The 25,033-nt window shown below is 64.5% G+C and carries 27 protein-coding genes; 14 read left to right on the top strand and 13 right to left on the bottom strand.

Translation table 11 applies throughout. The features are described 5' to 3' along the window. Positions 1-272: 272 nt before the first annotated feature. Complete coding sequence (locus DTX69_RS27635) at positions 273-1,103, bottom strand: alpha/beta fold hydrolase (protein ID WP_119304820.1); 831 nt, start codon at positions 1,101-1,103, stop codon at positions 273-275. A 23-nt stretch (positions 1,104-1,126) separates the two neighbouring features. Continuing rightward, a complete protein-coding gene (locus tag DTX69_RS27630) occupies positions 1,127-2,761 on the bottom strand; it encodes a tetratricopeptide repeat protein (RefSeq protein ID WP_162917626.1) in 1,635 nt (544 codons plus the stop codon). A 381-nt stretch (positions 2,762-3,142) separates the two neighbouring features. Here DTX69_RS27630 and DTX69_RS27625 point away from each other — a divergent pair, with 381 nt between their 5' ends. Next, entirely contained in the window at positions 3,143-4,183 is a 1,041-nt protein-coding gene (locus tag DTX69_RS27625; protein ID WP_119304818.1) for a Fe(3+) ABC transporter substrate-binding protein, read from the top strand. 309 nt (positions 4,184-4,492) lie between these two features. Here the strand turns inward: DTX69_RS27625 and DTX69_RS27620 are convergent, their stop codons facing one another. From DTX69_RS27620 to DTX69_RS27615, 3 genes are all read right to left on the bottom strand, one after another. Further along, a complete protein-coding gene (locus DTX69_RS27620; RefSeq protein ID WP_119304817.1) occupies positions 4,493-4,726 on the bottom strand; it encodes a hypothetical protein in 234 nt (77 codons plus the stop codon). Between the two features lie 237 nt (positions 4,727-4,963). Next, a complete protein-coding gene (locus tag DTX69_RS30445; protein WP_162917625.1) occupies positions 4,964-5,113 on the bottom strand; it encodes a hypothetical protein in 150 nt (49 codons plus the stop codon). A gap of 193 nt (positions 5,114-5,306) precedes the next feature. Continuing rightward, on the bottom strand, positions 5,307-5,717 hold the full coding sequence (locus DTX69_RS27615; RefSeq protein WP_119304816.1) for a DUF2000 domain-containing protein: 411 nt from the start codon (positions 5,715-5,717) through the stop codon (positions 5,307-5,309). 47 nt (positions 5,718-5,764) lie between these two features. Here DTX69_RS27615 and DTX69_RS27610 point away from each other — a divergent pair, with 47 nt between their 5' ends. From DTX69_RS27610 to DTX69_RS27575, 8 genes are all read left to right on the top strand, one after another. Further along, a complete protein-coding gene (locus tag DTX69_RS27610) occupies positions 5,765-6,574 on the top strand; it encodes an AraC family transcriptional regulator (protein WP_119304815.1) in 810 nt (269 codons plus the stop codon). A gap of 32 nt (positions 6,575-6,606) precedes the next feature. After that, positions 6,607-7,083 (top strand): GFA family protein, encoded by a 477-nt coding sequence (locus tag DTX69_RS27605; protein ID WP_119304814.1) that lies wholly within the window; start codon positions 6,607-6,609, stop codon positions 7,081-7,083. A gap of 442 nt (positions 7,084-7,525) precedes the next feature. Beyond that, entirely contained in the window at positions 7,526-9,118 is a 1,593-nt protein-coding gene (locus DTX69_RS27600) for a hypothetical protein (RefSeq protein WP_162917624.1), read from the top strand. Between the two features lie 83 nt (positions 9,119-9,201). Beyond that, positions 9,202-10,227, top strand: coding sequence for a hypothetical protein (locus DTX69_RS27595; protein ID WP_119304812.1), 1,026 nt, complete (start codon positions 9,202-9,204; stop codon positions 10,225-10,227). A 158-nt stretch (positions 10,228-10,385) separates the two neighbouring features. Next, complete coding sequence (locus DTX69_RS27590; RefSeq protein WP_119304811.1) at positions 10,386-10,829, top strand: hypothetical protein; 444 nt, start codon at positions 10,386-10,388, stop codon at positions 10,827-10,829. Positions 10,830-10,857: 28 nt separating this feature from the next. Continuing rightward, on the top strand, positions 10,858-11,532 hold the full coding sequence (locus DTX69_RS27585; RefSeq protein ID WP_119304810.1) for a hypothetical protein: 675 nt from the start codon (positions 10,858-10,860) through the stop codon (positions 11,530-11,532). A 516-nt stretch (positions 11,533-12,048) separates the two neighbouring features. Continuing rightward, positions 12,049-13,869: an ABC transporter ATP-binding protein gene (locus tag DTX69_RS27580; RefSeq protein WP_119304833.1), complete on the top strand. Its 1,821-nt coding sequence runs from the start codon at positions 12,049-12,051 to the stop codon at positions 13,867-13,869. Positions 13,870-13,972: 103 nt separating this feature from the next. Beyond that, entirely contained in the window at positions 13,973-14,515 is a 543-nt protein-coding gene (locus tag DTX69_RS27575; protein WP_119304809.1) for an MOSC domain-containing protein, read from the top strand. Positions 14,516-14,521: 6 nt separating this feature from the next. Here the strand turns inward: DTX69_RS27575 and DTX69_RS27570 are convergent, their stop codons facing one another. Next, positions 14,522-14,743 (bottom strand): hypothetical protein, encoded by a 222-nt coding sequence (locus tag DTX69_RS27570; RefSeq protein ID WP_119304808.1) that lies wholly within the window; start codon positions 14,741-14,743, stop codon positions 14,522-14,524. 400 nt (positions 14,744-15,143) lie between these two features. Here DTX69_RS27570 and DTX69_RS27565 point away from each other — a divergent pair, with 400 nt between their 5' ends. After that, positions 15,144-15,656 carry a hypothetical protein gene (locus DTX69_RS27565; RefSeq protein WP_162917623.1) on the top strand — a complete coding sequence of 171 codons (513 nt, stop codon included), beginning with the start codon at positions 15,144-15,146 and terminating at the stop codon, positions 15,654-15,656. On the opposite strand, the gene DTX69_RS27560 is transcribed toward DTX69_RS27565, so the two are convergent. Together DTX69_RS27560 and DTX69_RS27555 are read right to left on the bottom strand one after the other, a co-directional pair. Continuing rightward, positions 15,649-15,990, bottom strand: coding sequence for a hypothetical protein (locus tag DTX69_RS27560; RefSeq protein WP_119304806.1), 342 nt, complete (start codon positions 15,988-15,990; stop codon positions 15,649-15,651). The genes DTX69_RS27565 and DTX69_RS27560 overlap by 8 nt on opposite strands. A gap of 68 nt (positions 15,991-16,058) precedes the next feature. Further along, complete coding sequence (locus DTX69_RS27555) at positions 16,059-16,526, bottom strand: PAS domain-containing protein (protein WP_119304805.1); 468 nt, start codon at positions 16,524-16,526, stop codon at positions 16,059-16,061. Between the two features lie 118 nt (positions 16,527-16,644). On the opposite strand from DTX69_RS27555, the gene DTX69_RS27550 reads away from it, so the two are divergent. Continuing rightward, positions 16,645-17,514 carry an SDR family NAD(P)-dependent oxidoreductase gene (locus DTX69_RS27550; protein ID WP_119304804.1) on the top strand — a complete coding sequence of 290 codons (870 nt, stop codon included), beginning with the start codon at positions 16,645-16,647 and terminating at the stop codon, positions 17,512-17,514. On the opposite strand, the gene DTX69_RS27545 is transcribed toward DTX69_RS27550, so the two are convergent. From DTX69_RS27545 to DTX69_RS27535, 3 genes are all read right to left on the bottom strand, one after another. Further along, the gene (locus DTX69_RS27545) at positions 17,515-18,777 is read right to left on the bottom strand and encodes an adenylate/guanylate cyclase domain-containing protein (RefSeq protein WP_119304803.1); all 1,263 of its coding nucleotides are present in this window, start codon (positions 18,775-18,777) and stop codon (positions 17,515-17,517) included. A 168-nt stretch (positions 18,778-18,945) separates the two neighbouring features. Next, the gene (locus DTX69_RS30440) at positions 18,946-19,113 is read right to left on the bottom strand and encodes a hypothetical protein (RefSeq protein ID WP_162917622.1); all 168 of its coding nucleotides are present in this window, start codon (positions 19,111-19,113) and stop codon (positions 18,946-18,948) included. Positions 19,114-19,350: 237 nt separating this feature from the next. Further along, a complete protein-coding gene (locus tag DTX69_RS27535; protein ID WP_119304801.1) occupies positions 19,351-19,953 on the bottom strand; it encodes a DUF1989 domain-containing protein in 603 nt (200 codons plus the stop codon). 154 nt (positions 19,954-20,107) lie between these two features. Here DTX69_RS27535 and DTX69_RS27530 point away from each other — a divergent pair, with 154 nt between their 5' ends. The 3 genes from DTX69_RS27530 to DTX69_RS27520 are packed head-to-tail and all read left to right on the top strand — an operon-like array spanning position 20,108 to position 22,725. Continuing rightward, on the top strand, positions 20,108-21,142 hold the full coding sequence (locus DTX69_RS27530; protein ID WP_119304800.1) for a zinc-dependent alcohol dehydrogenase: 1,035 nt from the start codon (positions 20,108-20,110) through the stop codon (positions 21,140-21,142). 35 nt (positions 21,143-21,177) lie between these two features. Next, complete coding sequence (locus DTX69_RS27525; RefSeq protein ID WP_119304799.1) at positions 21,178-21,834, top strand: TIGR02466 family protein; 657 nt, start codon at positions 21,178-21,180, stop codon at positions 21,832-21,834. Positions 21,835-21,855: 21 nt separating this feature from the next. Continuing rightward, positions 21,856-22,725, top strand: a complete 870-nt coding sequence (locus DTX69_RS27520; RefSeq protein WP_284736113.1) for a phytanoyl-CoA dioxygenase family protein — start codon at positions 21,856-21,858, stop codon at positions 22,723-22,725. Here the strand turns inward: DTX69_RS27520 and DTX69_RS27515 are convergent. Both DTX69_RS27515 and DTX69_RS27510 read right to left on the bottom strand, forming a co-directional pair. Next, positions 22,713-23,354, bottom strand: coding sequence for a hypothetical protein (locus DTX69_RS27515; protein ID WP_119304798.1), 642 nt, complete (start codon positions 23,352-23,354; stop codon positions 22,713-22,715). The genes DTX69_RS27520 and DTX69_RS27515 overlap by 13 nt on opposite strands. Before the next feature lie 44 nt (positions 23,355-23,398). Next, a complete protein-coding gene (locus DTX69_RS27510; RefSeq protein ID WP_119304797.1) occupies positions 23,399-24,793 on the bottom strand; it encodes a selenium-binding family protein in 1,395 nt (464 codons plus the stop codon). Positions 24,794-25,033: the final 240 nt, after the last annotated feature.

Here is a 25,033-nt window from a genome sequence, read left to right as displayed (position 1 = left end):
GGCCGAAATGATCATTTGTTTAACGCGCTTCATATCGATCCTTCCCGCGAGGCTCTGCTCGCCGTGACGGCGCCGACTCGATGTGTCGGTGCCGCCACCGATCCATGTAAGGATGCGCAGGCTGGGTCGCTGTGAACAAGACCACAGGGCGTCAAAACCGCGTGAGGACAATTGTTTGCCGCCACCCGGGTTTTTTCAGGGCTGGCCCGGGCGGCGGCCCCCAATTGCGCATCGCCCCTCTGCGCGTTCGAGCGATGCGCCGGAGAATGCAATCAGGCGCGTGCCCGCCCTTTCAGGCGGCGCCTGCCGAGCGCGTTCATGAAGGTGACGAGATCGGTTGCGAAACGCTTCGGCTCTTCCCAATGCAAGCTGTGGCCGGCGCCGGCATAGACCCGAAGCTCGGCGTCCGGAATCGCACGCGCAATCTCCTGCTGCTGCTCGTAGGTCGAGAACCCATCGCATTCGCCCCAATAGAGCAGGGTCGGCGCGGAGATCCCGGAGAGCTCCACGAAATCGTCGTAGGTCGCGAGCTTCTTCAAGGCAGCGCGCCAGATTCTAAGCGGCAATCGCGCGCTCTCAGCCACCACAACCTTGAAGAACTCATCCCTCACGGGCTGCGCCAGGGTCGAAGCCTGGAAAGCGCGCACGACATCGAGTTCGATCGGATCCGTCATGCGACGCAGCGTGCTCATCATCTCGTTGAGCTCGGCATTATCGGCTTGCTTCCTGAAGGTACCGATCAGAACCAGGCCGGCGACGAGCTCCGGAAAATCGAGTGCGGCGCGCTGCGCAACCAGCGCACCCATCGAGTGACCGACAATGACGGCCTCGGGAATCTTCCGCCGCTTCATGAACTCCGCGAGATCGGCCGCCAGATCACGCGGATGGTAACCAGCGGCCGGCTTGTCGGAGTTTCCGAAGCCGCGCTGCGATAGGGCGATGACGCGGATCGAACGTGGCATGTGCGCCAGCACCGCCTCATAAGACTGCCACGAGTCCGGATATCCGTGCAGCAGGATGATCGGTATGGCGCCCGCCGGCCCCTGTTCGACATAGCACAGGGCGACGCCATTGGGCAGCCGAATGGATTGCTCAGTCAGCATCGCAGTCACCTCATGAGGCGTGATTACATCGCGTTGAGGTTCGGCTCGATTTCCGCTGTCCGCCAGGTGTCGTTGAACTCCTGGCGCACCAGCGTCGCGTCGTCGCCCTTGCCCTGCGCGGCCAGCGACTCGGCGAGACCGAACAAGGATCGGCCGCTGCGCGGGTTCTTCTTGAGGTCGGCGCGGAAGACCGCTTCGGCCTCGCCGGCTCGGCCGGCCTTCAGCAGCATGGCGCCCAGGCTTTCCCGCACGGGATAGTGCCAGTCGGCCGGCTCGTTGTAGGCAAGCTTGTCCTGCATCGCGACCGCGACTTCGAGATCACTGATCGCCTTCTCCAAGTTGCCCCTTTGCGCGGCGATCCGCGCATCGACGATGGCGAGGCCGATATTCAGCACTTCTCTGGCGGGCGAGTTGCCGTAGCGGCTTTCCATCGGCAGCGCGGCGGCAACCTTCGCCAGGCTGTTCCGTTCGGCCTTCGCGCTCTTGGCGTCCCCCTTGGTAGCGAACGCCACGCCGCGCGCATAGTGGCGCAGACCGCGCGAGATGGGCAGATCCTCTGCCGGCTCCTGCGCGTCCAGGACGGTCTTCCAATCGTGGAACCGCACGGCCGTCATCAGCGGATACATGCCGAAATACTCCGTGACGAAGTTTCGCAGTTCCGGGATGTCGCCGCCATGGCTGTGCAGGCTCTTGGTCAGGCGGGACGCCGCGTTGCGCGCATCGCCGTAGCGCCCCTCCATGCCGCGCGCCGCGGCGATGAAGTGCAGATTGTGATGGAAATAGAGCATGGGATAGGCGCCTTTCACATGCTCGTTGTCGATGTAGTTCTCATCGACACCGGCTGCGATCACGTTGGAATCGGCCGCAGCCTTGTAGTCGCCGACGAGCATATAGATGTGCGATGGCATGTGCACCAGATGGCCGGAAGCCGGCGCGATGGTCTCCAGGCGATTCGCCGCCGCCAGCGCCCATTCGGGATGAGGCGACGCCTCGACCGCATGGATGTACAGGTGATTGGCGCCGGGATGGCTGGGATCGCGCATCATCACGTGTTCCAGCACGGCGACGATTTCCATTGTCTTGTCCCAAGGCTGCCCGTCCTTGGTCCACAGGTTCCACGGATTGAGGTTCATCATGCTCTCGGCATAGAGCGTCGCGGCATCCAGATCGTCCGGATAGGCTTCTCTCAGCGCCTTCATGCGCGCGCTGAACGCTTCCGCGAGCTTCTGTTGGTCGGCACCGGCGTCGCTGGAATAGCGCGCAGCCAAGGCTTCGACATAAGCACGCTCACGCGCCGGCGCTTTCTCCGCCAGCTTCAGCGCCTTCTGCACGAGCTCGTAAGCCTGCTTCAATTGCTCCGGGCCCGCCGGCAGGTTGTAGTTGGGGCCCAGCGCGTAGGCCATGCCCCAGAGCGGCATGGGCGAACTGGGATCCAGTTCGGCCGCGCGCTGAAACGAGCGGATCGCCTCCGCGTGATTGAAGGCGAAGGTCAGAATCAGGCCTTGGTCGAAGAAGCGCTGTGCATCCTTCTGAGATGTCGCGATGATGTGGTGATGGTCGCCGAGCCCATCGATCAAGGTCGCTGGCATGTCATGGGCCAAAGCGCCGGATGCCGTCAGGGCGATCACGGCGGCAGCACTCAGAAGGTATTTGCGCATCTTGCACTCCGAACAGTTCATCAGCCTGGAGCGGCGCAGGCGGGATTCGTTGCGACCGCCGCTCGATGAATACGCGGTGGATGTAAGCGAGATGCCAGGCAATGGCTGTGACGTACGCCACAGCGGCCCACTGGAGCTTGGGACGGCGGCGGTCGAGAGGCTAGCTATCCTTAGGAATGCGTGCGTACGTGGCGAAATCTCCGTCTAGGAGCAGACTAGCCTCCCCGCCGCGGCGACGGCCGAGGGGCGCCTAACATCAAATGCCTGCGCCAACCCCGATCACGGCGCCGTGATGGGGGTGCAAATAAGTCGCAGTTGCATCCGATCGGGGCGCATCCTATGCTGGTCTGCGAACCCCTCCCTCCCACCTGGAGTTATGCGATGTCCAGCTTCACCCGCCGCTCGGTCATGTTGTCCGCAGCCGGCCTTGCCGGCCTGTCCGCCCTTCCCCTGCGTCGCGCCCGCGCCGCCGGCGAGGTCAATCTCTATTCGGCGCGGCACTATCCTGCCGACGAACAACTGTTCGCGCTCTTCACGGAGCAGACCGGGATCGCGGTCAACCAGATCAAGGGGACCGGCGCCGAATTAATGGAGCGCATCAAGCTAGAGGGCGAGCAATCGCCCTGCGACGTCTTCGTCACCGTCGACGCCGGCAATCTCTGGCGCGCGCAGGAGGAAGGCATCTATCAGCCGATCAGCTCCGCGGAGCTGGAGCAGCACATTCCGGCCAATCTGCGCGAGCCGTCCGGCCGCTGGTTCTCCTTCGCCAAGCGCGCGCGCGTGATCATCTACGACACCACGAAGGTGAAGGAAGCGGACCTCTCGACCTACGAGGATCTGGCCAGCGAGAAATGGAAGGGGCGCATCCTGATCCGCTCCTCCAGCAACATCTACAACCAGTCGCTGGTCGCCTCCATGATCCACCACAACGGCGTCGAAGCGACGCAGAAATGGTGCGAAGGCATCGTCGCCAACATGGCGCGCCCGCCCAAGGGCGGCGACACCGATCAGATCAACGCACTGGTCGCCGGCGAAGGCGACATCGCGGTTTCCAACACCTACTACTTCGCGCGCCTGCTGTCGGGCGATGACGACGCGCTGAAGGAGAAGCTCACCAAGATCAAGGTCTTCTTCCCCAACCAGAACGGCCGCGGCACGCATGTGAACGTGTCCGGCGCCGGCGTCGCGGCGCACGCACCGAACAAGGACAATGCCACCAAGTTCCTCGAGTTCATGATCTCGCCCGAGGCGCAGGCGATCTTCGCCGGCGCCAATTTCGAGTATCCGGTGCGCGACGGCGCCGAGCAGGCGCAGGTCATCGCCTCCTGGGGCAAGTTCAAAGAAGACACGATCAACGTGGTCGAGCTCGGCAAGAACAATGCCGAGGCCGTCAAGATCATGGACCGCGCCGCCTGGGCGTAGGATCTCATCGAATTATAGTGTCTTCTTTTGCAGCACGGCCCCATCTGGGGCCGTGCTCTTTCGTCCGACGGGCGCCCCACCCCAGGCCAATCGGCTGCGATCCTCCTGCCCGCAATATATGAAGTTTTCTTCGATTTCCGCGGAATGGTGGGACGGAACTATGGTGGCCGGCTTTCTTGGACCGGCTATCGGACTTGGATGCATTGAAACTGAGTACAAGCGCAGCTTTACTACTCGCTTGCGACCGCATCAGCGCTCGAAAGGGGAATCACCCGGCATTCACCGGTCGCGCGGATGCGCTCTCAAGCATCATCGCGCGGCGAAGTCGGCAGCCGTGACGGTTTCCTCATCGATTATGGCTCTATCAACCGCCTCGATCGCATCCTGAATGGACTTAAGCTTGGCGCCTAGATCCGCCGCCAAGCCGAGGACGCGGTCCCCCTGCTGCGCATCCCAAGCAGCTTGAGCGGTTTGTCGCCGGCGCCGCACGAGCGTGCTGCGCAGCAGTTTCAGACAAGCGCTTGGGCTTTTTTCGTCCGACATGGGAGTTCCTTTCCAAGGATCGAATCTGCAGAGTGGGACGCACCCCACCTTCATGTGCGCACTGAACTCAAAAGCGCTACTGCAGATGTACCCTCTATTCGTTCACAAAAGGACAAGAAGCGATCCTTCGGGCAGTTTCCAAAGCGGCCGTTTTTGGCACAACTCGGCCACCGCGCGGACGCGCCTCTAACCCCCGTTTGGTACCCAAACGCAGACGCCGGCAGCCTGCCGGCGCATCTATGAACTGATGGCATAGGCGGCCGCAGCAGGCGCCGCATTCTTGAAGAGGTAGGCAACAGCATTCTCCGGGAGCCCGAGCTCGCTCTGCTCGATCGCGGCGCGGCTCTCGTCATAGGTGCGGCGCACGTGCTTCTCCGTCACGTCCACGTGAGCCTCCCAGACGCCGCACGAATCCCTCGTTGGAGGCGCGCTTCGGCTTGCCGCACCTCACCGCCGCGAAAAACCAAAGAAACCATAAGCTCGCGATCCCCGAAGTTGGCGGCGCCCGTACAGTCCGGATGGGCAGCCCCGCGTCAGCGGGCGAGTTTGCCGCGCTCACGGGGGCGATCCTATGGCCTCGTCACACGAAAAACTTCAGCCCATTGATCACCTTGTCGACGACCTTGCGTTCCGCATGGATGCCGATGCCGACCAGGTGGAGCGCCTCGGTGGCCTGCTCGGCGACTGCGGCGCGGTTGTCCATGTCATTGTTGGTCTTGAACAGGGGCGCGGTATAGATTGCAACCCGCAGCGTGCGCGACAACGCCCGCTGATGCGTCCGCGCCAGGTTGGCGGCGTCGGCGCCATAGACAAAGACCGGCTCGCGCACCAGCGGCGTATAGAACCGGCCGCTGCCGTCGCGATACGGCTCCCCCACCAGCTCCGGATAGGTGCCGGCAAGGCCGCCGGTCAGGAAGGCGGCGACATTGGCAACCTGCCAGGGCAACAAATCGCGGCGCAGCACCAGCGCGGTCTTTGTCGGATAGATCATGTCTGCAATAATGGGGGCTCCGGTCCTCTGGTCTTGAACGTTTGTGCATGATTGAAGCGCCAGACTTCCTGAAGCAGGACGAACCCGCCCCCGGCTTTCGCCGGCTCGCGGCGCGTTTCCATGGCCACGCCTATGATCCCCACCGCCACGAGTGCTACGCGGTGGGTGTGACTTTGGCCGGCGTGCAGGCATTCCACTATCGCGGCGCCGAGCGAGCCAGCAGCACGGGGCAAACGATGGTGCTGCATCCAGACGAAGCGCATGACGGTCACGCCGGCATCGAGGATGGCTTCACCTATCACATGCTCTACGTGGATCCGGCCTTGATCTGCGCTGCGCTCGACGGCGCGCCGCCGCCCTTCGTGCGCGAAGCCGTCGCACGGGATGACGAGTTTGCCGCCATCATCGCCGAGGCATTCGAGGATTTTCCGAACCCGCTGGCGTCGATGGCAGTGGACGCTACCATCGCGCGCCTGGCCGACAACCTCGACCGACGCAGCGACCGGCGGCCCCAGCGTCCGCGCGCGCGGCACCCCTTGGCGGCGGCAGAGCGCGCGCGGCAATTGCTCGAAGAGACCACCGATCCCGCGATCTCCTCGGCGGAGCTGGAGCAGGTTACGGGACTCAACCGCTATGCCTTGGCGCGCGCGTTCCGCGCCGCCTTCGGCAGCTCACCCCATCGCTATCTGGTGGCGCGCCGCGTCGCGCGGGCGCAGCGCCTGCTGGCAGCCGGAGCCGGCCTGGCCGAAGCGGCGGCCGGTGCGGGCTTTGCGGACCAGAGTCACTTCACGCGCCACTTCAAGGCGCATCTCGGCCTGACACCGGGCCGCTACATCACCCTGCAACGCGCCGCCTGAGGCGGCGGTCTCCCTCAAGCACGGAGTGGCTCATGCAGTTGAAAGGCTCCTGCCATTGTGGCGCGGTGAAGTTCGAGGTGAAGGCCTACGCGCCGGTGCCGTACATGCGCTGCTACTGTTCGATCTGCCGCAAGACGGCGGGCGGCGGCGGTTATGCCATCAACCTCGGCGCCAAGGCCAAGAGCCTGAAGGTGCGCGGCAGAAAATTCATCACCAGGTTCAACGCCAAGATCAACGGCCAGAAGAGCTCTGGCGAGCGCAGCTTCTGCAGCAAATGCGGCAGTGCTCTCTGGGTCTGGGATCCGAATTGGCCGGACCTCATCCATCCCTTCGCCAGCGCGATCGACAGCAAGCTACCCAAGGCGCCGGAACACGTGCACATCCTGCTCGACTCGAAGGCCGACTGGGTGCCTCTCGACGGCACGCCAGGCGATCAGCAGTTCGAACACTATCCCGACCAATCGCTCGAGGAATGGCACCGCGCGCACGGCCTTCTAAAGAAGGCGTGAGCGACTCCACGCAAATTCACCTGCGAGACGAGATTCAGCTGCGGCTCGCTGCAATCACATCTAGCCAAACAATTGTGGCGAAATGTGGTGCGAACATCGCGCGCGCCGCGGCAACAACTTGCTGCCCGCCGTTCCCGAAAGATCACAGTGTTCCCGCGTACCAGGCCCGATTCATCGTCTTTTAATGGCTGACTCTCGAGTCGTTTGGGCCGCTTGCACAATGTTGCCGCAATTCATTCCTGCGCTGTTCTCGATATTCAGCTTCCATTAATCTCGAGTGGAAACATTGCGAAAGATTTTGTGAGCGCGAGATTAGAGAAAGCCCTGTAAATAGCGGCTTTCTTGCACCTATCCCAAAGAATTCAGCGACACCGATTGCAACGTTCGACTTTGCGCCCGGTTCTCTGCGCGGGAGCTTCCGATCACAAGGAAGGAGTATGCCATGCGGAAGGAAACAACCCGTTGGAGCCTGTTGAGTGCAGCGGGTGCGTTGGCCTTGGGATTCGGCATGTCGACCAGTCAGGCGGCGTCGCTGGTGCAAGGGAGCGGCACGCCCAAACTAACGGACTCTGTGATTCAGGTTGCCGATGTCAGCGGCGGCGCGAGCGCCGGGGCTGACGCCGGCGCCGATGCGGGCGTCGACAGTGATGGCGTGAGTGCGGGCGCCGATGCGGGTGCCGATGCCGACGCCTCGGTCGATGCAGACGACACCTCCGGCACCGATAGCACCGATGACGGAGCGACCACGGACAGCGGGACGACGGCCAGCGGCGATGCCGATGCCGGCGCCACCGCGGATGAGAGCGGTGTCTCCGCTTCGGCAACCAGTTCGACCTCGGCCAGCACCTCGGGCGAGGGCTCGGCCAGTGCATCCTCTTCGGCCGGCTCGCAAGCCAGTACATCGGGCGGCACGACCCTGCTCGGCGCGCAATCGACCTCGGATGGTGTCGCGACTGGCACCGATGCCACGGTAGACACCAATGCCAGCGTCGACGTTTCGGGTGCCGGCCTCAGCGGCGGCTCCGAATCCTCGGCAGGGGGAAGCTTGACGGGCGACGGCTCGATCGGCGCAGCGTCGGCGGCTTCGGCGGGCCTGTCTTCGGAAGGTGGAACGTCGACCGTGCAATCGACGGGCGGTGCCGCGGTCTCGATCGATGGCGACGGCACGGGCAACGCTTCGACCAGCAGCGGTGCCGGCTTCGATGACGGCAATATCAGCGGCGAAGCCAGTGCGGATGCCGACGCCGTGCTCGAAGGGGATGGCTCCGCTTCCGTCGGAAGCGCGGCCGGCGTCACCGCCAACACGGAAGGCGACGATCAACAGATCGATGCGGCGGCCGGTGCGGTCTCCAATCTGGAGGGCGATGGAACAGCCGGCGTGACGACCGACACGAACGCGGCCTTTGCCGACCCGGCCGCGGCCAGTTCGCATGTCGATGCGACGCTGAACGGACCGGGGTCGCTGGCCGCGCATTCGGACTCGGCGGTCAGCCACAACGTGGACGAAGAGACGGTCGGCGTGAGTGCCGAGTCCAACGCGAGCGCCGACGTTGTCGGCGATGGCAGCGCCAACGCCAGCACGGATGCGTCCGGCAGTTTGGTTCTCCACGGCGAAACCCTTGGTTCGGCCGAAACCTCGGCTGACGGCACGCTCGACGGCGAAGGATCGATCGACCTCAACTCCGCCGCCAACTTGGCGAGGAGCAAGACCACGAAGGCGGTCGCGGCCGAGGCGGGCTCCACAGCGGAGGTCGAAGGCAACGGCTCGGCAGAGACGACCGCGGAAGTCGATGTCGGCCTGAGCCACAACGGCAATGCAGCGAACGCGGCCGCGCAGGCTGCCGCCGCCGCGGCTGGCCTCAACCCGAACGCGGCGGCCAATGCATCCGGCTCTGCCGCAGTCAGCGACGACAGCGCCGCTGCCAACGCGGACGCCACCGCCGACGGTTCGGCGGAGGCTCCGGAGGAAGCGCTGTCACCGGCAGTCGACGTGCTGCTGAATACCCAGACCAACACGTCCGCGACCGTGGAGTAGCGGCGTGATGCTCGAGTGAAATGGGCTCGCGATCTCCGGATCGCGGGCCTCGCTCGGGCCGATGAGTGAAAAGGAGCCTCACCATGCTTGCACCAGCCAGCAAAAGGATCGCGCAGAGCGCGATATGCCTTTCCGTGCTCGTCGGTGTCTCTGCCTGCGCAGGAACGCGGGAGCCGTCTTACCCTATCCCGGACGAACCCGGCATCTATGCCTTCACCACGGGGGACGACCTCTACCGCCTCGACGGCGACCGGGACTTTGAAGTGGAGACCTGGCCGGAGCGGTCCCGCATGCCATCCAACGTGCATTTCGTGATCAGCGAGCCTGCCCTTGCCGGCCGTTCCGCGCGCGGCTCCGTCGAGTTGTGGCGCGTCGCCTGGGTGCGCAGCGAGATCAACGCGCAGGGCCAGGCGATGCCGGTCGCCGGCAGCGAATGGGCGGTCGCGCCGATCGAGCCTTTCTCCGTGCCCTTCCACTACGAGTCACCGCCGGGTGATACCAGCATCGTGCATGTGGTGCCGACAACGCCGCTGCAACCGGGCCTCTACACGCTGAGCGTTCCCGGCGCACGGCAGGCGCGCGTGGGTGTCGCGTGGAACAGCGTCGACCAGCGGCAATATTCCGCCGCGAACTGCGTCGATCGCTACGAAGGCAATGCTTATCGCACCTGCACGGCTGCGGGCGGGACGCCGAGCGCCGCGTTGCCGGCACCCTCTGACTCCCCTAACGCCGGCGTGACGTCGAATGGCGGCCTTGCAAGTCTCTCGGCGCCGGAGCCCGCTCCAGCGATCGTGCAAACGCCTGCCCAGCCGGCGACCCCGGTGGCCAGCGCCGAAGGGCTGCAGATCGCACTGGTCGATCCGGTCCGCCGGAACGACGGCCTCATCGTCCAGGGCGTGGTGATCAACACCAGCAACGAGATGCGCACGATCCCGCTCATGCAAGGCAGCCTCGAGACCAGCGCCGGGCAGGAAGTTCGGCGCTGGCAGTTCCGGCCGCCGGTGCAGACGCTCGGGCCGGGCGAGCGCGCGAACTTCAAGACCGAGGTGCGCCCCGTGCCGGCCGGCGTGGCGCGCGCGAGCGTCGCGTTCATCGCGAGCTCGCGATGATCAGACGAATGGAGACAATGAGGATTGCAGGCCTGCGTCGGGTTTGGCCGCAATCCTCGCCCGAAGCGGTGCAGTGATTTCCGAATGATTGAGGCTCCCTCGGAGATTGCAGTCCGCTTCGGGCACCCAATCAGGGAGCCAAAGATTTGGAGGCAGTGATGACAGACAAGTTCCAGCTTCTGGCGACGGGACTGGCGGCGTTTGGACTGGGCGCTATCGGCCTTGGCACGCTCATCCCCCTGCCGGCTTTCGCGATCGATCGGACGCAGCCCTCGTTCCTCACCGTTCATGCCCAGGCCGACGCCTACCCTGGAGCGCCGCGCCTGGAGCCCAGGCTCGCGCCCGAACCACGCCGCGGCCAGATCGCCGACAGCACGCAATCCACCGGCAGTTCGTCGTCCGCCTCGGCCTCTTCGTCGGCGTCGAGCTCCGTTACCACGAGCGGCCAGAAGGGCAAGTGCAAGGCGGAAGCGAGCGCCCATGCCAAGGCCGGTGATGTCGAGGACAGCGATCACGATCTGAAGGTGGTCGAAGGCGATGGCTGCTCCGCCAAGGCCGAGTCCAGCGCCACCGTGAAGCCGCAACGCCAGCAGTCGGAGTAGCGCCGCGGAGACCGGGATGGAGAGGCACATGGGACAGGACGGTTGGTGCACGGCTGCGCGCTGGCTGCGCGCCATCGCTGCCGGCGCGATCGCGCTGACGCTCGGCCTCGGCCAGGCGCACGCGGTGATCGAGTCCGCCCATGACGGAGGTCAGGGCCAGGACAAGGCAAGAGCCGGTGTCGCCGCGGACCTGCGGTCTATAGACGGTTTCGGCGCACGCGGGTTTGCGGCGACGAACGCGGCTGCCGCGGAGCCCCGCGTCGCAGAAGGCGCCGCCGCTGCGAGGTCTCTGGGGACCAAGCCAGCCGCGCTGGGAGTGGCCACCGATCTGGCGCCAGTAGCCGAGGCAAGCGCTGATGCGGACGTCGCGGTCGAAGGAGACGCCGCGGATAGCCGGCTTTGGAGCCGCACGGTTACGCGCACCGTCACGACCCCGAGCGGCGTCATCAGGAGCGTGACCCGATCCTACAGCTTCGCGGCCGACGGGGAGGGCAATATGGCGGTCGCCAAAGCGGTCGCGAGAGTGCGCGTGCCGGACGATGTCGAGGCCGTGGAGAAGGGTGCCGGCCGCATCACCACCAAGACCAGCGTCGACGTGACGGGCGAAGGCGCTGCCAGCGCGGATGCCGGCGGCTCGATCGCTGTCACTGACGGCGAGGTCGAGGTCTCCACTTGGGGCGAAACCAGCGCAGAGGTTTTCTAGGAAAGGATCTTACGCACAGGCTCCCACTACCCTCTCCGCGCAGCGGATGCAGCTACTCGCCATCCCCCCGAGCGAATACCAGCATCCGTCAGCGGGAGAGGGGTTTTTTTGAGGGGAGTTCGTGCGAGTGAGTACACCACTGTCACCATCCACTCTTACGTCACCCCGGACTCGTATGTGGGTCTCGGTGTCAAGTGGGATGTTGGTGAGCGAGGCACAGGAGCCAGCGTGCCATCTTGCCATCTGCGCGCAATGGGGTTATCTTCCGATCCTCTTCCACTTCGAATCGCCGGGAGGCATGCATGGGTTATATGTTTGTGCCGATCGATCCCGGCCCGTCCGAGCATTAGGACATCCGACGCGCAGGCTGGTTCACCACCGCCTGCCCCATCAAACCCCTAAGCAATACCGGCAGCCGCGATCCACCGCCCCGTTGGGCTCGTGTGTTTGCGCTGTCCCTGAGTCTCTGCATTTTCGATTGGAGCGGCTGCCGCCTGCGTGGCGCCGATTGATTCGATGAGCGTTCTTGCCCGTTTTCGCGACCGCGCGGCGCCCTTCCGCGACGTGCTCGCCTTCAGCTTCAGCCACTGGCGCCGGCAAAGGGCGCGGGTGGTTCTCATCACCATCGGCGTGCTGCTGATGACGCTCGCCGACGTGCTGCTGCCGGTCTATGTCGGCCGGCTGATCGACGCGCTCGCGCCCGCGGTACAGCCGGGCGAGGCCGCCGATCGCGCAGCGAGCCTGCGTGAGGCTTTCTGGGCCCTCGCGGCGATGATCGCGCTCGGCCTACTCATGCTGGTGACGCGCCACCTCGCCTTCATCGGCGTGTGCAGGTTGACGCTGGTGCAGATGGTGGACGTGGCGCGCGAGGCCTTCTGGAAGGTGCAGCGTTTCGCGGCGGAGTGGCACGCCAACACCTTCGCCGGCTCGATCGTGCGCAAGGTGACGCGCGGCATGTGGGCGATTGACCTGCTCAACGACACTGTGCTGCTGGCATTGCTGCCTTCATTTGTCGTCCTGGTCGGCTCGACCGCCCTGCTCGGCTGGCACTGGCCGCTGATGGGACTCGCCGTGACCGTGGGCGCGCTCGTCTTCATCGGCATGACGGCATCTCTATCGATCGGCTATATCGGACCCGCCGCCCGCCTATCCAACCAGTGGGACACCAGGACCGGCGGCGCGCTGGCCGACGCCGTCACGTGCAACCCCGTGGTCAAATCCTTCGGCGCGGAGCATCGCGAGGACGCGCGCCTGCTCGGCGTGCTCGGCAAATGGAAGAAGCGCACCTATCGCACCTGGATGCGCCACACCAACAGCAGCTCGGGCCAGATCCTGGCGCTCATCATCCTGCGCACCGCGGTCATAGGCCTCGCGCTCTATCTGTGGTGGGTGGGCGAAGCGACCGCCGGCGAGGTCGCGTATGTGATGACGGCCTATGTCGTGATCCAGGGCTATCTGCGCGACGTCGGCATGTATATCCGCGATCTGCAGAAGTCGGTGAACGACATGGAGGAGCTGGTGGAGATCCATGCCCAGCCATTGGGGATCGAGGATCGCATCGGCGCTGAGCCGATCGTAATTCGGCAAGGCCGAATTGCATTCGAAGACGTCCGCTTCCACTACCGCGGTCATCATCAGCCGCTGTACGACGGCCTCAGCGTCGCGATCGGCGCGGGGGAGAAGATCGGGCTGGTCGGCCTCTCCGGCTCTGGCAAGACCACGTTCGTCAAGCTGATCCAGCGGCTGCACGACGTGGATGGCGGGCGCATCCTGATCGACGGGCACGACATCTCGCAGGTGACGCAGGCGAGCCTGCGCGCGCAGATCGCGATCGTGCAGCAGGAGCCGATCCTGTTCCATCGCTCGCTCAGCGAGAACATCGCCTATGCCAAGCCCGGCGCAACGCAGGCGGAGATGGAGCGCGCGGCGAAGCTTGCCAACGCGCACGATTTCATCGCCAAGCTGCCCAAGGGCTACGGAACGCTGGTGGGTGAGCGCGGCATCAAGCTCTCCGGCGGCGAGCGCCAGCGCGTGGCCCTCGCCCGTGCGTTCCTGGCCGATGCGCCGATCCTGGTGCTGGACGAGGCGACCTCCAGCCTCGATTCGGAATCGGAGGCGCTGATCCAGGAGGCGACCGAGCGCCTGATGCAGGGCCGCACGACGATCGTGATCGCGCACCGCCTGTCGACCGTCCGGGCGCTGAAGCGCATCCTCATCTTCGACCGCGGCCGGATCATCGAGGAAGGCGACCACGGTGCCTTGATCCAGCGCGAGAAAGGCGTCTACCGCCGCCTGTTCGATCGACAAGTCGGCGGGTTGTTGGTTGAAGCGGGCTAGACAGGAACTGGAGTGTGTAGCTCAATCCCGGCGACACACTCCGCGTGTCATCCCGGCCTTGAGCCGGGATGACACGCGGAGAGAATGCAGGCTCAGGAGAATCATGCCCAATCCCACTGTCCTCGCCGTCCACAGCAGCCCCGCGCACAGCTTCAGCAAGGCCCCTGCCCTTTCCATCCGCCTGATTGCCGGCTTCGGCGTGGAGGGTGATGCGCATGCCGGCGAGACGGTGAAGCACCGCTCCCGCGTCGCACGCGACCCGACCCAGCCGAACCTGCGCCAGGTGCACCTGATCCATGCCGAGCTGCACGATGAACTGAACGCGGCTGGCTTCCGCGTGAAGCCCGGCGACATGGGCGAGAACATCACCACACGTGGCCTTGATCTCCTCGCCCTCCCCACCGGCACGCGCCTGGTGATCGGCACGGCGGTGATCGAGGTCACCGGCCTGCGCAACCCTTGTGTCCAACTTGATCGTTTTCAGCCGGGCCTGATGCAGGCCGTGCTCGGCCGCGACACCGATGGCAACCTCATCCGGAAAGCTGGGATTATGGGTGTGGTGCTAACCGGCGGCGACGTGCAGACCGGCGATGGCATCCACGTGCAGATGCCGGAAGGCGAGCAGCGCCCGCTCTTGCCGGTCTAGCGGCACTCACGAACGCTGCTGCCGCTGCGCTCTGCGCTGATAATGGCCGTCGTGCTCAGCCTCAAAGCCCCGCTTGAGGTCCTCGTCGCCGCGCTCGTGCGGCAGACCGCCGCGTGTGGCGGAGATGCGTTCATTGGCCGCTTCTTCCGCCGACTTGCGTGCTTCTTCCTTGACCTCGTCCGGCTTGTGCTTCGGTGTGGGGCCGAAGTTGCGCCTTCCATGAACCATGCCTTGCCTCTCCCTAGCCTTTCCCATGAGAAGCGGGAGAGCGGGTGCATTTCATATCAGGAAAGAGAGAAGCTTCCGCCGCTCACTTTCAGTCGTTCATTGCCATGCGTGGCCGTTGCTGCTGGCCGCCCTCACGGTAACCTTCCGCGGCGCGTTACCCGTCGTTGCAGCCGGAGTCGCGATCACCACGGTGCGCTGGTCCCTCTTGCTGCCCCATTGTCGTGTGGCAGAGGCGGGCCAGTCCCGGTTTCTGCTCCTCACCATTCGCTCTCTCCTCTGATTCCTGACATGCGGAGATTGCGTCCTCGCTCTTTTTTGTAAACCGCCCGGAACAGCCCCTGTTGCCCCATTGACCGGGGCGCTATCCTGCTGCGGGGACTCTACCAGATCGAGATCGTGCATGTGGTCACTGCAACGCTGGCGGATGCGGAAGAAACTCCGGTCCACCTTCTTGGATTATCTGTCCAACGAGATCATCGATGAGCTTGTCAACCGCCCGGCGGGGCATCGCCGACCGCCCGAGCCGACGGAACTCTGTTTCATTCTGCTGCAAGTAAGGGACGACCGGATCCATCAAGTGCCCGTTTACCTCGCGAAGGCATGCGAGATCATTACGCGTCGCCAGGGCTGCGTCTGGAGCGCGATGTCGTCGATGGCGATCGCTACGTTCGGTCTGCCCTTCAGCGACGATCCGGAGAAGGACAAAGATAGACGCGCTAAGAGTGTGGCTAGACTCATGACAGAGCTCGATCCGGACATCCGTCTTGTCTATGGCACCATGAACGGACTGCTCGGCAGTTACGGCGATGAAGCACGCTCGCTCTATGGACCGCTGTTGCCGGATTTTCCGCGCCATGTAAGCACCCTGCTGGCATTGGAATTCGGCCAGTCCGCTGAAGTTCCGGTTACTTGAAGAGCTCAGGCCCGATCTCCTGCAGCTCTACTTTCGCGGTCTGCTTGTCGAACAGACAGAGCTTGTAAGCTTGCTCCCCGTTGCCCTCGCTCTCCGGCGACTTGCCGCCAACGATCAAAGCTGCGTGATGCTCGTAGTCCGGGCTGCTCCACACCACGCGGGATTGCTCCAGCTCGCTCGCGATCTGGCAGGCGGCGCCCGCTTCCTTCAGCAGCGCCTCGGTGCCGATCTCGCCCGCAGCGCGCTCGATGCCGTCCGCCGGCAGGTTGCCCAGCAGCAATGCGGCGATCGCCAGGGCCGAGAGTTTCCAGAAGCGCGGTGGGCCAGACAGCATGGAGCGGCGCTCCGCTTGTTCCAGACTCCACAACACCGGCGTGGGGCGTCCGGTTGCGCCTGTTCCCCTTAAAATCGCTTCTTCGGCGCCGGGCCGTAAACGGTGAGGACCAGGATCATGGTCACGGTCTCGCCATTGTCCGACAGCGGCAGGAAGATGGATTCGTGCTGGATGAAGCGGTTGTCGCTGGTGATGCTGGGGTCACGGTCGAGGCGCGGCGCACGGGTCTCCGTGACCGCGTCATAGTTGAGAAACACCGACTGCTTGCTGGTGCCGAAATAGGCATCCCCAACCGCCAGGCCGGTGGGATCTCGGCCGCGCATCGCAGCCTCGTTGGTGCCAATCAGGCGATAAAGGTATTTACGCTCGTCCGGCACCACGTCGACCAGGCAGATGTCCGGCAGGAGACGCGGAATGTCCAGCGGATCGAGGTCCGCCCGGGCCGGCATCAGGCGCCCCTTCCGCTTGCTGTCCCAATAGCGATAGATCGCGCGCACGCGCTCGTGGCAATCGGCGAGGAAGTCTGGATCGGCCATCAGAGTCCAGAAACGTCTCAGGCCTCATCTTAGTTGCGGCGGCGCGGCGCTTCCAAGCGGGACTTGCGCCGGACTATGCTATGAAACGATCCAAACGAAGATAGAGAGGACGAACAGCATGTCACACCCCGCCATTGCCCCGGGCCGGGTCGCGGTCATCACCGGCGGCGCTTCCGGTATCGGCCTCGCCGCCGCCCACAAGTTCGCCGCGACGGGCATGAAGATCGTGCTCGCGGATCTGAGAGGCGACGCGCTGGACCAGGCTGCCGCATCTGTCGCTACGGTCGCGAAGGGCGGCCAGGCGGACGTGCGCGCGGTGCCGACCGACGTTGCGGTGCTGGAGGACGTGCAGCGGATGAAGCAGATCGCCTACCAGAGCTTCGGCGAGGTGGCCGTGCTGATGAACAACGCCGGCATCGGCAATGGCGGCGGTCCGTTCGAGCACTACGAGCGCTGGCAGCGCGTGCTCAGCGTGAACCTGTGGGGCGTGATCAACGGGGCCCAGGTCTTCACCCAGGCGATGGTGGAGCAAGGCACGCCGGCGGCGATCATCAACACCGGATCGAAGCAGGGCATCACCACGCCGCCGGGCGATACGGCCTATAACGTCAGCAAGGCGGGCGTGAAGGTGATCACCGAAGGGCTGGCGCATGCCTTGCGCAACATCGAAGGCGGCAAGGTCACCGCGCATCTGCTCATCCCCGGCCATGTCTGGACCGGCATCACCGGACGCAAGCTAGATCAGGCGGACAGCGAAAAGCCGAAAGGCGCCTGGACACCGGAGCAGACCGTCGATTTCATGCTGGAGCACCTGAACGACGGGGACTTCTATGTCCTCTGCCCCGACAACGACGTGCCGCACGCCCTCGATGCGCGGCGCATCCAATGGGCGGCGGACGACATCATCCAGAACCGTCCCGCGCTCTCACGCTGGCACCCCGACTGGAAGGACCAGTTCGCGGCGTACGTAAAGGACGTGACGCCCTAGTTATCCGGCGTAACCCGTCAGCAGCCGGTTGCGTTCGGCAGTAAAGCGTTCGTTCGGCTGCCAGCGCTCCGGCTCGCGCGCCAAGCCGGCCGAAAGACCGTTGAGGAAGTGCATGCGCATCGCTTCCTTGTTCTTGACTTCGACGCTGCCGCGCGGCTCCAACTCGAACAGCTTCGAGACCTGCCCCGCAAGCGTATCCGAGATGTTGATGCGCCCGGGCGCGCCGTTCGCCTCCATCGATGCGGCGATATTCACGGCATCGCCCCACACGTCGTAGCTGAAGCGGCGCTTGCCCACGAGGCCGGCGATCGCCGGCCCGGAGTGCAGACCGATCCGCACCTCGAGCGCCGGCAAGCGCGCCCTCTCACGCTGCGCCTTCATACGCGCGACGGTCGCCTGTATCTCGAGCGCCGCCAAACAGGCATCGATCGCGTGCGCAGGATTCGCATGCGGCACCCCGGCGATCGCGAGATAGGCGTCGCCCATGGTCTTGATGCGCTCGAGCTGGTGACGCACGCAAATGTCGTCGAAGGTGGTGAAGTACTGATCCAGCAGATTGATCAGCGCAGCCGGCTCCACCAGCTCAGTCAGCCTGGTGAACTCCTTCATGTCGGCAAAAAGGATCGTCGTGGCCGAGAAGTAGCGCGGCGCCACCTTCCCAGTGCCCTTCAGCTCATCCGCCACAGGCCGCGGCAGGACATTGGCCAGCAGCGATTCCGAGCGCTCCCGCTCGGCCGCCGCCTCTCTCTGCGCCTGATCCAGCTCGACAAGGCGCCGCCGCAGCTCGAGCTGCCCGAGCAGCTGGCGCGACAACCGGCGGAGGGACTCCAGCTGCTCGGGCGTCAGATGCCGCACCTGGAAATCCATCACGCACAATGTTCCGAGGGCATAGCCCTCGGCAGTCACCAACGGAATGCCACAATAGAACCGGAAATGTGGCGGGCCGACCACGAAGGGCAGGTTCTTGAACCAGGGATGCTCCGTCACGTCCGGCGCGTTCACCATTTCCACGCCGCAGACTGTGCTCGTGCAGAAGGCGATCTCGCGCGGACACTGGTTGAAATCGGGCGGCAGGCCGTATTTGGCTTTCAGCCACAGGCGGTCGTCATCCATGAATCCGACATAGGCGACGGGACACTGACAGATCTGCGCTGCCAACTCGCCGATGTCATCGTAGGCGATCTCCGGCGCGCTATCGAGCAGGCCGGTGGCGCGCACGGCCGTCACGCGCTCGGTTTCGTTGGCCGGAACCGGATAGGTCATGTGCCCGCCCCATCACCCTGCCTGGTCTGCGCATTATGACCCACCTGAGCATTTTGACCAGATGTGTTGCGTCAGACCGCGCGGGCGGGAGGACGTGACGCCGCAACGGAGGTCAGAACGTCTGAAGTCGGATGCAGCCGGTGCCCGTCTGATTTCTAACTTCTGAGTTCAGGCGAACCGGATGGTGCGGAACTGTTCGGGGTCTATCCCCAGGATCTTGAGCGCGGCGGCGCTGGGCTGACGGTGCGCTTCGACTGCGGCAGCGACTGCCCGCGCTGCGCTGAAAGCGTCGACGAACGACCGCAGATAGCGGCCGATCAGGACAAGTCGAGACATGATAACATCCTCTAGAACGCGACTTCCCTGACGCTGCTGCATGTGGTGTTTCCGCGGCTCTGCCGCCAAGCGACAGAACGCCGCAGAATGCTGGATCGTCGCCATCAAGATCGGGCGCGCTGAACGAAGCAAAGTTCGCGGAGCGCTGCGGGCAGTGCATAGCATCGGTCGGCACAGCCCAATACGGAAGTATTAGGCGCCGGCGAATTGGCGCGGGAAGAAAGAAACGGTGCGCAGTTAGCCGAGCACTTGATAGTGCGCTTCCGTCGGATGGCAGGCTTTGCCGTTGATCGGCAGGATGTCCTGCGGGCATGCCGACATCGCGACGATGCAATCCATCTCCGCGCGCAACACCACATAGTCACCCGGCTTCGACAATGGCTCGCCCCACGCGGTGCTGCCGTCCGGAGCCACGGGAATGTTCATCCAGAGATTCAGCGGTTGCGGCACTTCCGGGGCTTCGAGGCCGATCTGGCGCATCGCAGCTTTCAGGTTGTCGGTGCAATTGTCGTGATACTCCTTGCAGCCGAGCAGGCCGTAGCGGTAGTCGTCGCACGCCGCCATGATGGTGTCGTGGCGGCCGGGCGAGGTGTCCTCCACCATGGTCAGGATCGGCCGTCGGCGGTTGGTATGCAGCGCGTCTCCCTTGCGGGGCCACAGCCGGCCGAGCGTCGGGCGCATATGCTCCATCGACATGAACTCACGCGGGTCCTCGGCGCTGAAGCACCAAGTATCGACCACTTGGCTGCCATGGGTGTTGATGATCTTGATCGACTGCCCCTTGGTTAGACGCTGCGCCCTGCCCCGCCGCGCGGGAACGGTCATGAGTTCGCTGGTCATGGATGGCCTCTCTTCCTGTCGTGCCGCTATCTGAGCCCAAAGCCCGGCGCCGCGCAACTCTGCTTGCGCGCACTGAAGGTCAGATGACAATGCGCGGCACGCTCGACTAAGCTCGCCCCTTCGCTCCGTGGCGCGGACACTAATTGGGGGAACCATGAAGAAGACCATGAAGGCCGCCGTACTGCACAAGATCGGCGACAAGCTGCGCATCGAGCAGGTGCCTGTGCCTGAACCGAGGCGTGGCGACGTGTTGATCAAGGTCACGGCCTGCGGGGTCTGCCATTCGGACCTGCACGCGATCGATGGTGATTGGTCGCCCTTGCCGAACCTGCCGCTGATTCCGGGGCATGAGGCCGCCGGTCACATCGTCGGCCTTGGCGAAGGCGTGAGCGATCTCAAGGTGGGCGATGCGGTCGGCGTGCCGTGGATGTACAGCGCCTGCGGGCAATGCGAGTTCTGCTTCGCCGGCATGGAGACAATCTGCAAGGCCGGGGAAGCCAGCGGCTATACTAAGCCCGGCGGCTATGCCGAATACATGGTAGCGGACGCGGCCTTCGTCGCGCGCCTGCCGAAGAACGCCGATTTCTATCAGCTGGCGCCGATCCTGTGCGCCGGCGTCACCACCTATCGCGGCCTGAAGCGCACGAATGCGCGGCCCGGCCAATGGGTTGCGGTGGTCGGCATCGGCGGGCTCGGCCACATTGCCGTGCAATATGCCAAGGCGATGGGCTATCGCGTCGCTGCGGTGGATGTCGCCGATGAGAAACTGCGCCTTGCCAAGAAGCTCGGCGCCGAACTCGCGGTGAACGGGCGCGAGAAGAACGCGCCGCAGGTCCTGCAGGACAAGATCGGCGGAGTCCACGGCGCGATCGTGACCGCCGTTGCGCCCCAGGCGTTCGAGCAGGCGATCGCCATGCTGCGACCAGCCGGCACGGTCTGCTATATCGGCCTGCCCGGCGGCGATAAGGACGCGATCCGCGCCTCCATCTCCGCCATCACCAATTGGGAGCTGAGTGTGCGCGGCTCCAATGTCGGAACCAGGTTGGACCTGGCCGAAGCCGTCGCCTTCGCCACCAACGGCCTGGTGACTGCTAGGATCAAGAAGGTGCCGCTGGAGCAGGTCAACGCGATCTTCGACCAGATGCGCGCCGGTAAGATCCTTGGCCGCATGGTGCTAAAGCTGGCATGATGCGGAGAGCGTGAATCACCAGCCGGGTTTCTAGGATGGCCAATGTTTTCGCCGATTTGTCAGTCAAGGATCTCTTTCCAACGCCCATCTGGGTCGCCGATCTGGACCCGGACGTCGCGACGCGGATCAATGCGGAGCTCCAGGCGGCGATCAAGGAGCTGGTGGAGCCGAGGCCTCAAATTCCCCTCGGCAGCACCTGGCAAACGACGCCGATGCTGCACAAACATAACCGCTTTGCCGAGTTCTGCGCGCTGGTGCACAAGGCAGGCGCCGCGGCGATGGCGTTCCTGGATCTCAAGCATCGCAATTTCGAGATCACCGGCTGCTGGGCCAACATCAACCCGACCGGCGGCCTCAACAGCCCGCATACGCATCCCAACAATTTCCTGAGCGGCGTCTACTACGTCTCGCTGCCGCAGAGCTCCGGCCAGATCGTGTTTGCCGACCCGCGGCCCCAGGCTGCGAGCATCCTGCCGCCCGCCGAGAAGTGGAACAAGTATGTCGGCAACGAAATCAAGCTCGAGGTGAAGGAGGGGCGCATGGTGATTTTCCCCGCCTGGCTGGTCCATTCCGTGCCGGTCAACCGCAGCGCCGAGGAGCGGATCAGCATGAGCTTCAATCTCATGTTCAAGGACTTCACCGAGGCCGTAAGCAAGCCGCTGTGGACCGGCTCCGCTCCGATTCGGCGATAGCTTTGTTTGGAGGAGACCCGCTTGAGCTGCCTGCCGCACAATCTGATCGACGCCTTCCACCGCGACGGCACCATCGTCGCGGATGATGCCGTTACGCGCCAGCAGCTCGCGGCGCTCCGCCACGCGTTCGACACCTGGTGGGAGGAAAGCCGGAACCACGACAGCAACTATGGCGAGATGATCGACGGCCGTCCGCGCTTCGATCTGCAGATCCCCGGTCACTCGCGCGCTGCACCGCTGCTCCGCCGCGTCAATTCGCCGACCGAGATCTCCGACGCCTATCTCGACGTGGTGACCAACAGCCGCATCCCGGACATGGTCGCGGATCTGATCGGCCCGAACGTCAAGTTTCATCACTCTAAGATCAATGCCAAGCTGCCCGGCGCCAACACCGAGGTGAAGTGGCACCAGGATTTTCCCTTCACGCCGCACAGCAATGACGATCTGGTGACGGCACTGCTGGCGCTCGACGACGTCGACGAAACGAACGGGCCGCTGATCTCTGCGCTCGGCTCGCACAAAAGCGGCCTCGCGGAAATCTGGCACGATGGCAAGTTCACCGGCGTTGCGAGCGAAGCGGCATCCGCGGATTGGGCCAAGGACGCGAAGGTCTTCACCATGAGGGCGGGCAGCGTCTGTCTCATGCACACCCGCGCCGGCCATTCCTCCGGCCCGAACCGCGGCACGCGTCCACGGCGTTTGTTCATCGCGGTCTATTCCGCGGAGGATGCGATCCCGCTTTCTCCCAACCCCCTGCCCAGCAAGCACGAAGGGCTGATCGTGCGCGGCGAGCGAACCGGGCGCGTGCGCTCCGTTCCCTTCGAGCTGAAGCTGCCGCAGCGTCCGTCGACCGGCTCGTTCTTCAACCAGCAGGTCGGCTACGATGGGTGAGCTGATACCAGCAGAATGATGCCGGCGAGCGCGAGGCCCGCGGTCCAGAGCCAGTCAAAATTGATCCAGGCGCTGCGCAGGACCGCCAGCCCCAGCCATTCGCGGACGGCGACCGCGATGGCGCCCGTGACCACCAGCATCGCGGCGGTATGAATGCCGACCGCCACCAGCGCGATTCCAATTGAACCTTCCGCCGCGGTTGCACCGAGAGGCGAGTCGGCGAGGCAGAGCGGGATGAGCGCCGGCAATACCATCAGCCCCGCGCCATGCGCGGTCGCCATCACGAACGACCACAGCGCGAGCCCGGCAAGGCCCGTGCGCATGCCGACCCGGACCCGGTGGCGATGACCGTAAAGCTGATGATAGATTGCCCACCCGATCAGCAGAATGCCGCCGCCCGCCAGCAGCGCCTGTGCCTTGATGACGAGCCCGGTCAGGACGACCGCGCCGGCGACGATCGCGATCGAGGCGGCGTGCCCCAGCGCGATCGCCGGCAGCGCCTGCATGATGATGACGCGGCTGTTGCGATGGAGGCCAAGCGCAACGGCGAACAGCCACCCCATCGCCGGATTGAGGCCATGAAACGCGCCGAGCCCCGCCAGGACCAGCCACGGCCAGTACTCGTTCACTCAGTCAGCGCTCCGACGCCGTGCGCGTCGCATCCAACCATCCCTCACGGGTAGCAATAGGAATCCGACGAGCAATCTCCGCCCTGCAGCCTGACCTGGTGCGGCCGGTGCGATGCCGGCCAGTCGATGAAGAACTCCTTGTCGAAGGCGATACCGCCCTCCGGTTTGGCCTCCAGCTTGACCATCCAGCCCTGCAGACCCTCCGGATAGAACTGCTCGTCGATGACGCCATAGAGCGAGTTGGTGAAGTAGACCCTGCGGCCGTCGCGGCTGACCTCCACCATCTGCGGACCGCCATTGAGCGGCCGGCCGTTGGCGCCGGGGTGGGTCGCGCGGCCGACGATGCCGCCGACCCGCACGCTGCCCGTAAGCTTCGGCTTGAACGGATCGGAGACGTCATACTGGCGCAGTTCGCCGGTGCCCCAGCAGGCGATGTAGAGGAACCTGTCATCCATTGACAGATCAATATCGGTCACCAGAGGTGGCACTGCCTTGAAGCCCTTGAGCATTGGCGGCAGCTGATCCGGCTCGGCCGGCTCTGCCGGGATATCGATGATCTTGGTCACGGCCCATTGCTTGCCATCGCGATGCCACACCCAGATCGACGAGGAAAGGTCTGCGAGGCTGAGCACGCAGTTGACGAACCCATAGGCCTTGGTCGGGTCGTGGGCCGGTCGCAGCTCGAACACCAGCTGGTACTTGTCGCCGAAGTCGATGGTCTGCTGGTGCTTGCGTGTGTGCAGGTCCCAGAAATGCAGGCGCCGGCCATATTGCGCGCCGAGCAGGATCTCCGGCACCAGGCCTTCCTCGAACGTATCGGGGGTCCCCCATTCACTGGTGACCAGGGTGTCGTGGCCGAGATGCCACCAGGCATCGTACGCGAGCTCCTGCTCGCCGCGGTCGATCTCCCACCGGCCGCGGATATCGAAGCTGTCGTGGTCCATTAGGAACACGCCGCCCGGCCGCTTCCCCTCCGCGTTGCCGAGCGCCGCGACATAGATGCCTTCCGGCCCGCAATGGACCGTGTGCGGCCGGGTGTAGCCGGCCCGCTCGGCCACCTCCGCCGGCTCGACCACCTTGACGATCTTCGGCTTGGCGGGATCCGCCTTTGTGTCGAGCACGTGGATGCGCGAGGAACGCAGCCCCGGCACGATGAGGTACCGCCGCTCCACGTGCGGATGCGGGGCATTCGGACACAAGCACGAAGAGCAGGCGTTCCAGCCGAAATGATGCAGCTCGTCCCCAGCGTTCGGCATCGTGATGGTGTTGACGATTTTGGAGTAGGTCGACGATTTTGGATCGACATCGACGACCGCGATGCCGTCAGGCACCTGCCGTTTCGGATCGAATGACGCCACATAGGCCAGCGCCTCTGCCGGAGCCTTCATGGCCATGCGGGGTGACGGATAGAAAGTCGGATCGGGTTTCCAGGTCGCCATGTCTCATCCTCCCTGCTGAGGCCGCCACGCGTGGCGACCATTCCGTGTCATGGGACGCGGATCAAGCGTCTCCAATGGAGGGCAGCTTCGGCCCCGCCGACTATCCGGCGCGAGACGTGATGCCTTCAGACATGATTTGAATTGGGGCAGTGTAGCGCAAAACCGATCGTGACAACACACAAAGTCAAATGTGCCCGCTATGTCAGCGGCGATCGGCGCGCTCGTCGGTCAGCTCGAAGA

This window comes from Dongia deserti (assembly GCF_003574735.1).
Taxonomy (GTDB): Bacteria; Pseudomonadota; Alphaproteobacteria; order Dongiales; family Dongiaceae; genus Dongia_A; species Dongia_A deserti.
This window is presented reverse-complemented; position numbering and strand designations above follow the sequence as displayed.